The 14,407-nt window shown below is 70.5% G+C and carries 14 protein-coding genes; 11 read left to right on the top strand and 3 right to left on the bottom strand.

The genetic code is table 11. The annotated features are described in order from the left end of the window. From VHA72_RS09115 to VHA72_RS09070, 10 genes are all read left to right on the top strand, one after another. Nucleotides 1-810 (top strand): hypothetical protein (locus VHA72_RS09115; RefSeq protein ID WP_325574432.1); only part of this gene is annotated, 810 nt, incomplete at its 5' end. Then, on the top strand, nucleotides 807-2,195 hold the full coding sequence (locus VHA72_RS09110; protein ID WP_325574430.1) for an ABC transporter substrate-binding protein: 1,389 nt from the start codon (nucleotides 807-809) through the stop codon (nucleotides 2,193-2,195). The genes VHA72_RS09115 and VHA72_RS09110, both read left to right, overlap by 4 nt. Before the next feature lie 11 nt (nucleotides 2,196-2,206). Further along, the gene (locus VHA72_RS09105) at nucleotides 2,207-3,103 is read left to right on the top strand and encodes a carbohydrate ABC transporter permease (protein ID WP_325574428.1); all 897 of its coding nucleotides are present in this window, start codon (nucleotides 2,207-2,209) and stop codon (nucleotides 3,101-3,103) included. Further along, on the top strand, nucleotides 3,100-4,002 hold the full coding sequence (locus tag VHA72_RS09100) for a carbohydrate ABC transporter permease (protein ID WP_325574426.1): 903 nt from the start codon (nucleotides 3,100-3,102) through the stop codon (nucleotides 4,000-4,002). Before VHA72_RS09105 ends, VHA72_RS09100 begins: the two co-directional genes overlap by 4 nt. After that, nucleotides 3,999-5,399 (top strand): sulfatase family protein, encoded by a 1,401-nt coding sequence (locus VHA72_RS09095; protein ID WP_325574424.1) that lies wholly within the window; start codon nucleotides 3,999-4,001, stop codon nucleotides 5,397-5,399. Before VHA72_RS09100 ends, VHA72_RS09095 begins: the two co-directional genes overlap by 4 nt. 9 nt (nucleotides 5,400-5,408) lie before the next feature. Then, nucleotides 5,409-7,013: a glycoside hydrolase family protein gene (locus VHA72_RS09090; RefSeq protein WP_325574422.1), complete on the top strand. Its 1,605-nt coding sequence runs from the start codon at nucleotides 5,409-5,411 to the stop codon at nucleotides 7,011-7,013. Beyond that, nucleotides 7,013-8,497, top strand: coding sequence for a sulfatase family protein (locus tag VHA72_RS09085; protein ID WP_325574420.1), 1,485 nt, complete (start codon nucleotides 7,013-7,015; stop codon nucleotides 8,495-8,497). The genes VHA72_RS09090 and VHA72_RS09085 overlap by 1 nt, the downstream gene beginning before the upstream one ends. Nucleotides 8,498-8,601: 104 nt before the next feature. Next, nucleotides 8,602-9,474 (top strand): formylglycine-generating enzyme family protein, encoded by an 873-nt coding sequence (locus tag VHA72_RS09080; protein WP_325574418.1) that lies wholly within the window; start codon nucleotides 8,602-8,604, stop codon nucleotides 9,472-9,474. Next, nucleotides 9,471-9,869 (top strand): YidH family protein, encoded by a 399-nt coding sequence (locus VHA72_RS09075; protein WP_325574434.1) that lies wholly within the window; start codon nucleotides 9,471-9,473, stop codon nucleotides 9,867-9,869. Before VHA72_RS09080 ends, VHA72_RS09075 begins: the two co-directional genes overlap by 4 nt. Continuing rightward, complete coding sequence (locus VHA72_RS09070) at nucleotides 9,866-10,144, top strand: hypothetical protein (protein ID WP_325574416.1); 279 nt, start codon at nucleotides 9,866-9,868, stop codon at nucleotides 10,142-10,144. The genes VHA72_RS09075 and VHA72_RS09070 overlap by 4 nt, the downstream gene beginning before the upstream one ends. Nucleotides 10,145-10,298: 154 nt before the next feature. On the opposite strand, the gene VHA72_RS09065 is transcribed toward VHA72_RS09070, so the two are convergent. Then, on the bottom strand, nucleotides 10,299-10,679 hold the full coding sequence (locus VHA72_RS09065) for an ArsR/SmtB family transcription factor (RefSeq protein WP_325574414.1): 381 nt from the start codon (nucleotides 10,677-10,679) through the stop codon (nucleotides 10,299-10,301). Nucleotides 10,680-10,736: 57 nt separating this feature from the next. Between VHA72_RS09065 and VHA72_RS09060 the strand changes: the two genes are divergently transcribed. Then, complete coding sequence (locus VHA72_RS09060) at nucleotides 10,737-12,707, top strand: heavy metal translocating P-type ATPase (protein WP_325574412.1); 1,971 nt, start codon at nucleotides 10,737-10,739, stop codon at nucleotides 12,705-12,707. On the opposite strand, the gene VHA72_RS09055 is transcribed toward VHA72_RS09060, so the two are convergent. Together VHA72_RS09055 and VHA72_RS09050 are read right to left on the bottom strand one after the other, a co-directional pair. Continuing rightward, entirely contained in the window at nucleotides 12,704-14,125 is a 1,422-nt protein-coding gene (locus VHA72_RS09055; RefSeq protein ID WP_325574410.1) for an ATP-binding protein, read from the bottom strand. The genes VHA72_RS09060 and VHA72_RS09055 overlap by 4 nt on opposite strands. Further along, a partial coding sequence (locus VHA72_RS09050) for a winged helix-turn-helix domain-containing protein (RefSeq protein ID WP_325574408.1) occupies nucleotides 14,122-14,407 on the bottom strand: 286 nt, incomplete at its 5' end. The genes VHA72_RS09055 and VHA72_RS09050, both read right to left, overlap by 4 nt.

Raw genomic sequence — 14,407 nt, 5'->3', positions numbered from 1 at the left:
GAGGCGCGCGAGATGCCGATCTACGGGCTCGTGGCCAGCCCGACCGTCTTTCCGGGGCAGACGATCCGCGCGGTCGGCACCGGGGCGGCCCGGCTGGTCCTCCAGGTGTACGACGGCGACGACGTGCCGCGGCTGGTCGAGGGCCCCGCGCTCGAGCCGGACGGGACCGCGTGGACGGTGCCCGCGCTCGACCAGCCGATCGTGGCGGTCGGCCTGCGGGTGGCGGGGCATGCCGAGCTCGACTCGCTGACCTGGGACGGGGAGCCCGACGTCGTCCTGACCCGGCCGGCCGAGGGCGGCACGATGTGGCGGCGAGCCTGGGTGCCGGCGGTGGACCGCTTCGACGCCCGCTGGCCCGAGCCCTACCGGATCACGCAGAACCGCGGCCTCGGCCAGCTGGTCACCGGCACCCTGGAGTGGCGCGACTACAGCGTGCGCGCCGACGTCACCCCGCATCTGGCCCTGGCCGCCGGCCTGGCGGCCAGGGTGCAGGGACTGCGTCGCGCCTACCGGCTGGAGCTGCGGGGCCGGGACACGGTGCGGCTGCTGCGCGGCACCGACGTCCTGGCCGAGGCGCCCTTCGCTTGGGAGTACGGCGAGACGCACGAGCTGCGGCTCGACCTCCTCGGCGAGCAGATCACCGGCTACGTCGACGGCCGCCGGATGGTGCAGGCGTTCGACGCGACATACCCGAGCGGGGGAGTGGCCCTGACTGTCGAGGAGGGCAGCGCGGCCACACAACAGGTGCAGATCACCCCGATGTCCACGACGATCGGCGAGGCCGGTCACATCACGAAGGAGTCAGCATGAACGGAACACACCTGAGCCGCCGGCGGCTCCTGGGTCTGGGTGGTGCGCTGGGCGCGACGATCGCCCTGCCCAACCTGCTCACCGCCTGCGGCGGCAGCTCCAGCGCCAGCGCCGGCAGTGGCAAGCTCACGTTCTGGTCCGACATCACCGGCACCCCGAACCAGCAGTACTTCACCGACAAGGTCATCGGCGCCTTCCACAAGGCCCACCCCGACATCTCGGTGAAGACGACCTTCTACAAGGGCTCGGATCTGCAGCAGCAGATCAGGACCGCCCTCCAGGCCCGGACCGGCCCCGACATCGTGCGGGCGCCCTCGGTCAGCCAGACCATCCCGTTCGCCAACGCGCACCTGCTCGCGGACCTGACGCCGTACTCGAAGAAGTGGGGCTGGGACAAGGTCGTCTCGCAGTGGGCCCGCGAGGCGTTCACCATCGACGGCAAGCTCTACGCCCTGCCGATGCGGGTGGACACGATGATGGTCTACACCAACAAGACGCTCTTCGACTCCAAGGGCTGGACGACGCCGCAGAACCGCAGCGACCTCGAGTCCTGGGCGGCCGAGGCCGCCGGGCACGGCATCACCCCGTTCGGCTCCTCCAGCGTCGACTGGGCCGCCGCCGGCGAGTGGCTGATGACGCTGTTCTGGAACAACTTCTCGGGTCCGGACGCGGTCTACCAGGCGCTGACCGGGCAGATCCAGTTCACCGACCCGACCTTCGTCGACGCGGTCACCCTGCTGAAGTCGTACTTCGACAAGGGCTGGATCGCCGGCGGCCCGAGCAAGTACTTCTCCGTGCCCTCGGCCGAGATCGGCGCCAGCCTCGGCAAGGGCACCACCGCCACGATCATCCAGGGCGAGTGGTACATGAGCAACATCGGCCAGTTCTTCGGATCGGCGGCCGGCAACGACAGCGACTGGGACTGGTTCGTGATGCCGCCGCTGTCCAGCGACGTGAAGGCCGGGTCGATGCCGGTGGGCTTCGGCGGCTCCTACGCCGTCAACTCGGCCAGCAAGCAGCAGGACGACGCGGCCCAGTTCCTCAACTGGTTCTACAGCGACAAGAGCGCCGCGCTGCAGCGGATGGCCGACGTGCCGGCGACGTACGACATCGCGATCGACTTCACCCCCAGCGAGATCCCGTCGAACGCCGACCCCCGCACCACCCGCCTGCTGACCTCGGTCAACCAGGCGATCTCCAGCGGCAACTACGGCTACGTCACCTGGACCTGGTGGCCGCCGAAGACCGACACGATGGTCTTCCAGAATCTCGAGCAGGTCCTGACCGGCAAGACCACCCCGGCGGAGTACTGCCAGCAGATCGCCGACAGCTTCACCGCCGAGTTCAAGGCCGGCGCCGCGCCGAAGCTGATGAAGCGGGCCTGATCGTGTCCGTCATGACTCGGGGCGCGCCGATCTCCCCACCGCGGCGCTTCCGCTCCGCCAAGGCGGTGCGCACGATCACCGGCTGGGCGTTCCTGGCGCCGCTGCTGGGGCTGAACCTGGTGGTGGTCTTTGGTCCGTCGGTGGCCACGGCGTACTACTCCCTGACCGACTGGAGCGGCATCGGGCCCGCCCACTGGGTCGGCCTGGCCAACTACACCCGCGCCCTCAAGGACCCCGCCGTCCACCAGGCCCTGGTGCACAACCTGATCTGGTTCGTGCTGTTCCTGAGCGTGCCGATGATCGTCGGGATGCTCGCGGCCCACCTGATCAACCGGGTGCACCGGTTCCGGACGCTGTACCGAGCGCTGTTCTTCATTCCCTACATCACCGCCAGCGTCGTGAACGCGGCCGTGTGGAAGATGCTGCTCTCCCCGGACAGCGGCATCGGGCACCTGCTCGGCACCGACTTCGCCTGGCTCGGGGACACCCGGACATCGCTGTACGCCGTCAACGTCGTCGTCGACTGGCACTGGTGGGGCTTCCTCGCGGTGATCTTCTTCGCCGCGATGCAGGGGGTGGAGCCGCAGCTCTACGAGGCCGCCACGCTGGACGGGGCGAACACCTGGCGCCAGTTCTGGCACGTCACCCTGCCCGGCATCCGGCCCACCATGATCTTCATCGTCCTGATGACGATCATCTGGTCCCTCAAGGCGTTCGACTACATCTTCATCATGACCCACGGCGGCCCCGCGGACTCGTCCCAGGTGGTCTCGACGCTGATGTACGACCAGGCCTTCAGCCAGTTCTCCGCCGGGTACGCCGCGGCGCTGGGCATGTCGATGACCATCGTGGTCGCGATCGTGCTCGTCGCCTACCGACTCATCCAGAAGAGGGGGTGGGAGGAGTGACCACCGTGTTCCCGACCGATGCCCGCGTGCTCGGCCCGGCCCAGGCCGACGACCCCGCGCCGAGGCGCCCCGACCGGTGGCGGCCGAAGGACTGGCACGTCACGGCGCACGTGATCCTGATCGTGCTGGCGGCGGTCGCCATCGGCCCGATGCTGGTGATGGTGTTCAACGCCTTCAAGAGCAACGCGCAGATCGGCGCCAACCCGCTGACGCCGCCGACCTCGCTCAGCCTGCACAACTTCACCCAGGCGTGGCACGACGGCAACTACGCGACCACGATGCGCAACTCGATCCTGCTCGTCGGCGGATCGGTCCTCGGCACCTGCACGATCGCCAGCCTGGCGGCGTACGCGCTCAGCCACCTGAAGGTGCCCGGCGGTGGCGGGGTGATCGCCTACCTCATCCTCGCCAGCACCATGCCGGTGCAGCTCTTCCTGGTGCCGCTGTTCTCGATGTGGACCCACCTGGGCCTGGTCGACAGCCGGCTGGGACTGCTGATCATCTACTGGGCGACCGAAGCGCCGTTCGCCACGCTGCTGCTGAGATCCTTCCTGATCAAGGTGCCGCGTGACTTCGTCGAGGCCGCCCGGATCGACGGTGCCTCCGAGCTGACGATCGTGCGACGGGTGATCGTCCCGCTCGCCTGGCCGGGCGTCATGACCGTCGGCCTGATCGTCGCCCTGACGACCTGGAACGAGTTCTTCTGGGCGATGACCTTCATCCACGATCCCGGGAAGCGGCCGATCTCGATCAGCTTCCTGTCCTTCCAGGACCAGTACTCCACGAACTGGGGGCTGACCAGCGCAGCCGCTCTCTTCGTGATGGTCCCGATCCTTCTCCTGTTCACGATCATGCAGCGACACTTCGTCGCCGGACTCACCTCAGGTGGACTCAAGTGACCCGACCCAACGTCATCCTCGTCATCTCCGACCAGCTCCGCCGACAGGCGCTGGGCTGCTACGGCGACCCGAACGTCAGCACGCCCCACATCGACGCGCTCGCCGCCTCGGGCACCCGCTTCGACGCCGCGTCCTCGACCTACCCGGTGTGCGTGCCCTACCGCTTCTCGCTGATGACCGGCGAGTACGCGCACACCCGCTTCATCCCGTCGATCGAGTGGCGGATGTCGCCGGCCGAGCGCACCCTGGCCGACGAGTTCAACGACGCCGGCTACGACACCGCCCTGTTCGGCAAGTGGCACCTGTACGGCAACTTCGGCCACTACCCGGGCCACAACGTGGTCAAGGCCTCGCGCACCCCGGTGCCGCGGCCCTTCCAGGGCCGGTTCCAGACCTTCGCCGGCTTCGACATCTGCAACGACCCGTGGGACACGTGGTACTCGGTCAACGACGACCCCAAGATGCGCAAGATCGAGGGCTACCAGACCGACGGGCTCTTCGACCTGGCGATCGACTACGCCACGTCGGCGCGAGAGAAGCCGTTCGCCGCAGTGGTCTCGGTCGAGCCGCCGCACCCGATCTTCACCGCGCCCCCGGAGTACGTCGAGCGCTGGAAGGACCGCGACGTGGTCGTCCGCGAGAACGTCGACCTGGACAAGACCTACAACCATCGCGGGACCGGCGAGGGCCAGGGGCTTCTCGACGACCTGCGGACCTACTACGCCATGATCGAGAACCTCGACGACAACATCGGGCGTCTGGTCGCCGCACTGCGCGAGGCCGGCACGCTGGACAACACCGTCATCGCGCTGACCGCCGACCACGGCGAGCTGCTCGGCTCGCACGGGTTGCTGGCGAAGCAACGGCCCTGGGAGGAGTCCCTCGGCGTACCGCTGATTGTGTCGAACGTCGGTGGCGGCCGGGTGGTCACCGAGCCCACCTGCACCGAGGACCTCTTCCCGACGCTGCTCGGCCTGGCCGGCCTCACTCCGCGCGACCCGAAGCCGGGCGTCGACCTGACCCCGCTGGCGCGCGGCGAGGTCGACGCGCTGGACCGGGAGGGTGTCCTGCTGGAGTTCGTCGCCGAGATGCGCCCGGGCCTGCCGTTCCACGACGAGACCTGGCGCGGCATCCGGACCCGCACGGCCAAGTACACCGTGCTCGGCGACGCCCACGGCGGCAAGCCGTGGCAGTTCTTCGACCTCGAGAAGGATCCCTACGAGCTGGAGAACCTGGTCGACGACCCGGCGTACGCCGACCAGGTCGCTCACCACCACGAGCTGCTGCGCACCCGGCTGGAGGAGACGTACGACCACTACGTGCTCGCCCCGGCCTTCGGGCAGCCCGGCGTGAACACCTGGGACCCGGAGGCGACGTTCCAGAAGCGGTTCGGCTGAGGAGGGATGATGCGACGACTCGGGATCCTCATCTCCGCGACCCTGCTCGGGCTGGCGCTGGTCAGCCCGGCGCATGCCGACGGCACGTCCTACGTCGGCCACCAGTACGACTACGGCGGGACCGACACGCCGATCAACGGCACCCTGGACACGGTCGACTCCATCGCGGACAGCATCACGACCTCGACGCAGGCCACGGAGGCCGACGTCGCGGCACACCGCGCGACGCTTCCGTACGGCGACATCTCACCCGGCTCCGACACGTCGCTGCACGTGTACCCGGCGCCGGCCGGGATCCCGGCCTCGGACCAGTACCGCGTCACCGTGAACGGGCAGTCGTCCTTCGTCTACAAGTCGAGCGCCGCGAAGACCGACACCAACCGCGAGCTGGACACCTCGTGGACCAGCTTCTCCGCGGGCGGCCCGGTCACGGTGCGCGTCACGCCGACGGTGACGACCGGCCTGACCGGATGCATGGTGCGGCCCTACTCGGCGAACATCGCCACGTCGTTCGACGGCACCACCTGCACCTTCACGATGGCGACGCCGAAGAACGTGTCGGTGGAGTTCGACCCCAACATCCACAACCCGATCCTGCATCCGATGCTGGTCTTCTTCGACCCGCCGGAGAACGACGTGCCGCCCGCGACCGGCGATCCGAACGTGCTCTACTTCGGCCCCGGCGTGCACCAGATCGGCTCGGGCAACGTGATCCACTCCAACGAGACGATCTACCTCGCCGGCGGCGCCTGGGTCGAGGGCGCGTTCATCGCGAACGGCCCGGTCGACAACGTCGTCATCCGCGGCCGCGGGGTGCTGGACGGCTCGTTCATGGACACCGGGAACCAGGCCGACAACAAGTCCCAGCCCGGCATGATCGACATCGCCGACCAGAGCTCGCAGAACGTCGTGGTCGAGGGCATCACCGTGGTGAACGCGCCGCGGTTCAACGTCCGGGCGCTGGCGAAGTACACCACCATCGAGAACGTCAAGACGATGTCGTGGTGGTACAGCACCGACGGGCTCGTCGCCGGCAACAGCTCGCTGGTCGAGAACAACTTCGTCAAGTCCAACGACGACTCGATCAAGCTGTTCTGGGGCGACGAGGTCGTCCGCGGCAACACCATCTGGCAGCTGGAGAACGGCGCGCCGTTCATGATCAGCTGGAACCTGGCCAACAGCCCGGAGAACTTCCACGTCTACGACGACGACGTCATCCATGCCGAGCACTACCAGATCCAGAAGTCGGCGATCTTCCGGGCGCTGCATGCCGGCCCGGGCACGCCGTACCGCTATCTGTTCGAGAACATCCGGGTGGAGAACGCCAACTGGCGGCTGTTCTACATCACCATCGACAACAACAAGTGGTACGACCCGACGCTCGGCTACGGGCACCTCGACCAGCTCATCTTCCGCGACATCCACGCCTACACGAACTACACCTATCCGAGCGTGGTCAAGGGCATCGACGGGACCCACAAGGTGACCGACGCGAACTTCCTCGACGTCTTCATGGACAACACCTGCCAGTCCAACGACGCCGACTGGGACATCGATCCCGCGACCACGAACGCGATCAGGATCGCCAAGAACGCCGACGGGAGCTGCGCCTGATGAGGCCCAACATCGTGGTCGTCCTCGCCGACGACATGGGCTGGGGCGACCTGGGCTGCTACGGGTCCTCGATCCCGACGCCGAACATCGACCGGCTCGCCGCGGAGGGGGTTCGCGCCACGAACGCGCACTCCGCCTCGGCGGTGTGCACACCCAGCCGCTACGCCCTGATGACCGGGAGGTACGCCTGGCGCGGACCGCTGAAGAGCTTCGTGCTGATGGGTCACGGTCCGGCCCTGATCGAGCCCGAGCGGCCCACCCTGGCCTCGGTCCTCAAGGGGCAGGGCTATGCCACCGGGGCCTTCGGGAAGTGGCACCTGGGCCTCGGCTGGCGCCACACCGACGGCAGCGTGCGCTCGGCGTTCGAGCCGGGAGCGCAGCTGCACGACGACGTCGAGACCGACTTCGGCCGCGACATCGACTACGCCGCCCCGTTCACCGGCGGTCCGACCGAGCTCGGCTTCGACCGGTTCTTCGGGATCGCCGGCTCGCTGGACATGCCGCCGTACGTCTTCCTCGACCAGGACCGCACCGTCGGCATCCCCGACCGGGAGAAGGAGCGCTATCTCACCGAGCAGCGGCCCGGTCTCCAGGTCGAGGGCTTCGACGAGGAGGAGGTCGACGTCGCGTTCGCGCGGGAGGCGGTCGCCTTCATCGAGCGCCAGGATGGCCCGTTCCTGTGCTACCTGGCGACGTCGGCTCCGCACCGGCCCAACGTGCCGCCGCCGTTCATCCGCGGACGGTCGGGACTGGGCGACCGCGCCGACGGCGTCTGCCTCGTCGACTGGATGGTCGGGGAGGTCGTCGGGGCGCTCGAGCGCCGGGGCATCCTCGACGACACCCTGGTGATCGTCACCAGCGACAACGGCGCGGTGGTCTACTTCACCGACGACGGCGACCTGCGGCTGCACCGACCCAATGGCGACTGGCGCGGGCAGAAGGGCGACCTGTGGGACGGCGGCCACCGCGAGCCGTTCATCGCCCGCTGGCCGGCGCGGGTCCCGGCCGGCTCGGTCATCGACTCACCGCTGTGCCTCACCGACATCCTGCCCACCGCTGCCGCGGCGGCGGGGACCGAGGCCGGCGTGGAGGATGGACGGGACGTGCTCGCGGTCCTGGCCGGCGACGCGGTGCTCGATCCGGAGCGGCCGCTGGTGCACCACAGCCTGAGCGGGCGGTTCGCGCTCCGTGCCGGGCGGTGGAAGGCGATCTTCTCGCTGGACTCCGGCGGCGGCTTCTCCGACCGCTCCATCAGCCACCTCTTCGACGGCTCGGGGGAGCCGCTGCAGACGCCGCCATGGGACTCCGCTCATCCCGAGGGACAGCTGTACGACATGGAGAGCGACCCGCAGGAGACGCGCAACCTGTGGGCCGAGCATCCAGACGTCGTCGCCCGTCTCTACGACGTTCTCCGGGGTATCTGCGTCGACCCGACCAGCGGCCTGCCGTTCGACGTCGACCTGGAAGCGGCGGCCGGCCGGTGAACGGCGCCTGCTGCGGGCCGAGCCGCCCCAGCGACGACGGGCCACCCTCCGCTGCCCGACCGCGGATCCTCGCCGACCCGGCCTCCGGTCCGGATCTGAAGGGGATGGTGCACATCCCGGGCGGGCGGTTCCGGATGGGCGGGAACGACCCGGACGCTTTCCCCGCGGATGGCGAGGGGCCCGTGCGCGAGGTGCAGGTCGGCGAGTTCTACATCGATGCCAAGGCGGTCACGAACGCGCAGTTCGCGACGTTCGTGAAGCGCACCGGCTACGTCACCGACGCCGAGCGGTTCGGCTGGTCCTACGTCTTCCACCAGCTCGTCGAGCCGACCGCGCGGGTGCTCGACGGACACGTGCCGGGCGCGCCGTGGTGGCGGGCCGTGGAGGGCGCCGACTGGCGTCGTCCCGGCGGCCCGGGGTCGGACGCCGGGCGGCTGGCCAACCATCCGGTGGTCCACGTGAGCTGGAACGACGCGACGGCGTACGCCGCCTGGGCGGGCAAGCGGCTGCCCACCGAGGCGGAGTGGGAGAAGGCGGCGCGCGGCGGCCTGGTCGGGGCTCGGTTCCCGTGGGGCGACGAGCTCGCGCCGGGCGGCCGGCACCGGTGCAACACCTGGCAGGGCCGGTTTCCACAGCACAACACCCGGGAGGACGGCTACCTGGCCACGGCCCCGGTCGACGCCTACGCCCCCAACGGGTTCGGGCTCTACAACACCTCGGGCAACGTGTGGGAGTGGTGTGCCGACTGGTTCAGCGCCGAGTGGCACGTCCAGGAGAGTCCGGCGACACGCGTCGACCCGCGGGGGCCTGCGACCGGTGTCACCCGGGTGATGCGCGGCGGCTCCTACCTCTGCCACGACTCCTACTGCAATCGCTACCGAGTGGCGGCCCGGACGCAGTCGACGCCGGACAGCTCGACCGGCCATGTCGGGTTCCGGTGCGCCGCGAGCGCTCCGATCGGCGGCCGCGCGACGTGATCGAGGACGTGGAGGAGACCGGGCCGACCACCGTCGGCCCGCGCCGGGACAACCGCTGGCCCGGATGGGTCTTCGGCGAGGGCGCCGAGCCGGATCCACGATTCAGCTTCGCGAACGAGCGGACGCTGCTGGCGGGCCTGCGCACCTCGCTCGCGCTGATCTCGGGCGGGGTCGCCATCAACGTGGTCAGCGTCCCGATCGCGTCCTGGGGCCAGCACGTCCTCACCGTCGAGCTGCTGGCGCTGGGCGGCGTCTTCTCGCTCGGGTCCTGGGTGCGGTGGGCACGGGCGGAGCGAGCGATGAGGCGGGGCCTCCCGCTGCCGTCGTTCCCCTTCGGTGCGGTCCTGGCCGTCGCCATCGCGATCTGCGCTGTGACGGTCCTGGGCGCCCTGTGACGGCGTCCCCCGACACCGGCCTGGCGCGGGAGCGGACCCTGCTGGCCCGCCGTCGTACCGCCCTGTCCGTCGGATTGGTGTACGTCGCGCTGCTCCGTGTGTTGCTCGGCAGGGCAGGCAACTGGCCGGCCGTCGGCGCCGGTCTCGTCGCGCTGCCTCTCCTGTACGCCGCGGTGAGCGCGGGGCCGCGGCTCCGCACCGGCCTGGGCACGCTGATCCTCGCGCTCGCGGTCGGGCTGCTGGCGCTCACCGCCGGGGTGCTCCTGGCGCTGTGAGTCGGTCGGCGGATTGGTCGACCGGAGGCGCTGCGTCGCCCGGCGGCCCTGCTCCGGGTGCTCGGGCGGATCGCCGGGGCTCCGGTCTGCCGCGCGGGGTCGGGTGCTGGACCTGGCCTCGCGGCGCTGGTCAGCTGACGTGCCTGGAAGGTTCTCAGTGACGGTGGGTGATGCTGGCGCTACGGCCACGGAGGCCGGTGTCACCGGTCCTGAGATGCTCGGCGTGGTAGATCGCCTGATCGAGGAGCTCGGCGACGTGGTCGTCGTAGAGCTCGTAGACGATGGAGCGGCCGTCGCGCTCGCCGGTGACCAGGCCGAGGTTGCGCAGGATGCGCAGCTGTTGAGAGACGGCGGGCTGCTCCATCCCGATCGACCCGGCGAGGTCGCCGACGGTCGACGGCGACCGGCGCAGGCGGTCGAGGATGAGCAGCCGGCTGGGGGAGGCGAGCGCCTGCAGGGTGGCGGCTAGTGACTTGGCCGAGGCCGGATCGAGTTCGTCGCGCTCCTCGGCGTACCCCTCGCCGATGTGTCCCATAGGGCTCATGCTATCCGCATTTGCATGCACATATATGCATGTGATTACGCTGAGCCTGTGACCACCCTTCAGGTCCGGCCGCGACCGGCCGTCGGCGGCGGGCTCCGCCGCTCGTTGCTGGCCACGGCGCTCGACCTGCCGGAGGTCCGCTGGGCGGCGGTGGCGCTGGTGCTCTTCGCGCTGGGTGGGCTCACCGAGCTCGTCGGTGCGCCAGCGATGGTGTGGTGGGTGCTCTACCTGGTCTGCTACGCGACCGGTGGTTGGGAGCCGGCGCTGGCGGGGGTGCGGGCCCTGCGGGAGAGGACGCTGGACGTCGATGTGCTCATGATCGTGGCGGCCGTCGCGGCCGCGGCGATCGGGCAGGTGCTCGACGGGGCGCTGCTGATCGTCATCTTCGCCTCCTCCGGCGCGCTCGAGGCGTTCGTGACCCGCCGTACGGCGGACTCCGTCGGAGCGTTGCTGGAGCTGACACCCGACCGGGCGACGCGGGTCGGCGCCGACGACCACGGCGGGTGGGCCGAGACGGTGATCGATGTCGCCGACTTGGTGGTGGGTGATCTGGTCCTGGTGCGCCCGGGGGAGCGCATCGGCGCGGACGGGGTCGTGGTCGACGGGGTCAGCGAGGTGGACCAGGCCACCATCACCGGGGAGCCGCTGCCCGTGACCAAGCAGGCGGGTGCCGAGGTGTACGCCGGCACCGTCAACGGCACCGGATCGCTGACCGTGCGCGTCGGAGCGGCCGCCGAGGAGTCGGTGGTGGCGCGCATCGTGGCGCTGGTCGAGAAGGCGTCCGAGACCAAGGCGAGGACCCAGCTGTTCATCGAGCAGGTCGAGCAGCGCTACTCGCTGGTGGTCGTGGCCGTCACGCTGCTGATCGTGGCGATCCCGCTGCTGGCGGGAGCGGCGTTCCAGCCCTCGTTGCTGCGGGCGATGACGTTCATGATCGTCGCCTCCCCGTGCGCCGTCGTACTCGCGACCATGCCGCCGCTGCTGGCGGCGATCGCCAATGCCGGCCGCCACGGTGTCCTGATCAAGTCCGCGGTCGCCCTGGAGAACCTCCGCGTGCTCGACGTGGTGGCGTTCGACAAGACCGGCACCCTTACCCACGGTGCGCCGGTGGTGCTCGACGTGGTCGCCGTCGCCGACCTGTCCACGGAGGAGGTGCTGGCCGCTGCGGCAGCGGCCGAGCAGCACAGCGAGCATCCCGTTGCCCGGGCTGTCGTCGCCGCGGCTCGCGCCCGCGAACTGACCGTGACGGCTGTCAGCGCATTCCGGGCCACGCCGGGCCGCGGCGTCACCGCGATGATGGCCGGGCGCGCCGTCTGGGTCGGTTCGCCCGCGCTGCTCGACGATGCCGCGATCGTCGAGACCGCGGCGGTCACGGCCCAGGTCGCTGCGGTCGAGGAGTCCGGCGACACCGCGGTCGTCGTCGTCATCGATCGCTGTCCCGTCGGCGTCATCGTGGTGACTGACCGGCTCCGTGACGCCGCGCAGCCGACCGTTGCCCGACTGCGCGGCGTCGCAGCCACGACGGTGCTGCTCACCGGTGACCACCCGACCGCGGCGCGCCAGATCGGCCACCGGGTCGGCATCGACCAGGCCCTGGGTGGTCTGCTGCCCGAGGACAAGGCGGAGGCCATCGCGGCGCAGCAGAACGCCGGCCGACGGGTGATGCTCGTCGGTGACGGGATCAACGACGCTCCCGCGATGGCCACCGCGGACGTGGCGGTCGCCATGGGTCGGGGTGGCTCCGACCTGGCGGTCGAGACGGCCGACGTGATCCTCGTCCGCGACGACATCACCGCCGTTCCCACCATGATCAACCTCGCCTGCCGCGCCCACCGGGTGGTCAAGGCGAACATCGCCTTCGCGGCGTGCGTCATCGTGGGCCTGGTCGCCTGGGACTTCGTCGGGCACCTGCCGCTGCCTCTCGGTGTCGCCGGCCACGAGGGGTCGACCGTGGTCGTGGGCCTGAACGGCCTGCGGCTCCTCCGTCGGAGCGTGTGGCGGTCCGCCGAGCGGGTCTAGGTGTCGGCGCCGGCCGGGAGAAGCACCGTCACGGTCATCTCCGGCCCGTGTGCGCACGGCACCGGTGCGGGCCGGCCGTGGGAGGCGTGCTGGCCGCCGAAGCACAGCCGCAGCTCACCGTGGGCCTGCTCGACGAGGGTGTCGACCAGGGCGAGGCCGAGACCGGCGCCGGGTCGGGCGCGGGCGTCGTCGGCACGCGCGAAGCGCTGGGTCGCGCCGACGAGGAGCTCGGGTGGCATGCCGGGGCCGGCGTCGGCGACACACAGCCGCGACCAGGTGCGGACGGGCCGGTCGACGAGCACGTGGTACGGCGGGGAGCCGTGCGTGCTGGCGTTCTCGAGCAGGTTGGTGAGGATCCGCTCGGCCTCGACATCGGGAATCGCGGCCGGCGCCGTACCGGCGAACAGCTCGATGGCCGCGTCCGGGGTGGCGAGGTTGCGCTGGCGCACCACCCGGGTCGCGACCGCCGCCAGGTCGCTGTGCCCGCGTACCGCCTCGGTGCTGGCGGCGCCGAGCTGGAGCAGCTGCTCGGCCAGCCTGGCCAGGCGGTCGAGGTCGATCTGCAGTTCGGCCAGGATCCGTTCGTGCTCGGTGACCGTGCGGGCGCGGCGCCGGGCGAGCTGGATGCGGCTGGTGAGCAGCGTGATCGGGGTCCGCAGCTCGTGGCTGGCCTCGTTGACGAACTGCCGCTCCCGATCCAGCGCTCGCTCCAGGGTCGCAAGCATGTCGTTGAACGTGTGGCCGAGCCTGGTCACCTCGTCGTCGCGCTGCGCAGGTACGTCGAGGCGGAGCTCGATGGCGCCCGCGGCGATCTCGGTGGCGCGGCGGCGGTAGCGCTCGACGGGCCGCAGCGCGGCACGGGCCAGCCGCTCGCCCACGAAGGCCGTGATGACCAGCGCCCCGAGCCCGGCGAGGCCGAGCTGGGCCAGCAGCTCGCGCAGGGCCTCGTCGCGATGGTCGCGCCGTACGCCGACGAGGAGATAGTGCCGCGGCGACGTCGACGTCCGCGTCACCCGCAGCCGGTAGGGCTCCGGCGAGGCAGGCAGGAAGTCGCCCACGTCGACGGTCCGTGCCGTCGATCCGACCGCGCTCAGCTGCCGCGTGCTCACCATCCCCGTGGTGGTGGCCGGGCCGCCGTGGTCGAGCGCCGCGCCGCTGGCATCGAGGACCTGCCAGGCCACGCCGGTCGCCTCTGCCGCGGAGCGGTGGCTGACGGTGCCCTGCGCGGAGATGAGCGGGTCGAGGGTCTGGGTGGCCTGGGTCAGCTCGGTGTCGAGTCCGCGGTCGAGGGCGTACTCGACGCGCCAGTAGACGAAGACGCCCGCGCCGAGCAGGACGACGAGCATGGCCGCGGAGAACCCGGCGACCAGCCGGACCCGCAGGGGCAGACGGGAGAGCCGCGCCCGCAGCCGGGTCATCGGGTCGTGGCCGGCGGGTCGAGCCGGTAGCCGACGCCACGCAGGGTGGTGATCGTGTCGGTGCCGAACGGCTTGTCGATCTTGGCGCGGATCGCGGCCAGGTGCACGTCGATGACGTTGCTGCGCAGGTCGGTCTCCCCGTCCCACACCTCGTCGAGGATGGTGAGACGAGTGACGACCTGGCCCGCGCTGGAGGCGAGCAGGTAGAGGATGTCGAACTCGCGGGCCGAGAGCGTGATCTCCTCACCGCCGCGTGTGACCCGGCGGGCGACCGGATCGACG

Source organism: Nocardioides sp., assembly GCF_035547795.1.
In the GTDB taxonomy this organism is placed as follows: Bacteria; Actinomycetota; Actinomycetes; order Propionibacteriales; family Nocardioidaceae; genus Nocardioides.
This window is presented reverse-complemented; position numbering and strand designations above follow the sequence as displayed.

Coding starts and splice junctions, on each gene's coding strand:
- VHA72_RS09110 (WP_325574430.1), top strand. CDS start 807: ATGAACGGAACACACCTGAGCCGCCGGCGGCTCCTGGGTCTGGGTGGT.
- VHA72_RS09105 (WP_325574428.1), top strand. CDS start 2,207: ATGACTCGGGGCGCGCCGATCTCCCCACCGCGGCGCTTCCGCTCCGCC.
- VHA72_RS09090 (WP_325574422.1), top strand. CDS start 5,409: ATGCGACGACTCGGGATCCTCATCTCCGCGACCCTGCTCGGGCTGGCG.
- VHA72_RS09085 (WP_325574420.1), top strand. CDS start 7,013: ATGAGGCCCAACATCGTGGTCGTCCTCGCCGACGACATGGGCTGGGGC.
- VHA72_RS09080 (WP_325574418.1), top strand. CDS start 8,602: ATGGTGCACATCCCGGGCGGGCGGTTCCGGATGGGCGGGAACGACCCG.
- VHA72_RS09065 (WP_325574414.1), bottom strand. CDS start 10,679: ATGGGACACATCGGCGAGGGGTACGCCGAGGAGCGCGACGAACTCGAT.
- VHA72_RS09055 (WP_325574410.1), bottom strand. CDS start 14,125: ATGACCCGGCTGCGGGCGCGGCTCTCCCGTCTGCCCCTGCGGGTCCGG.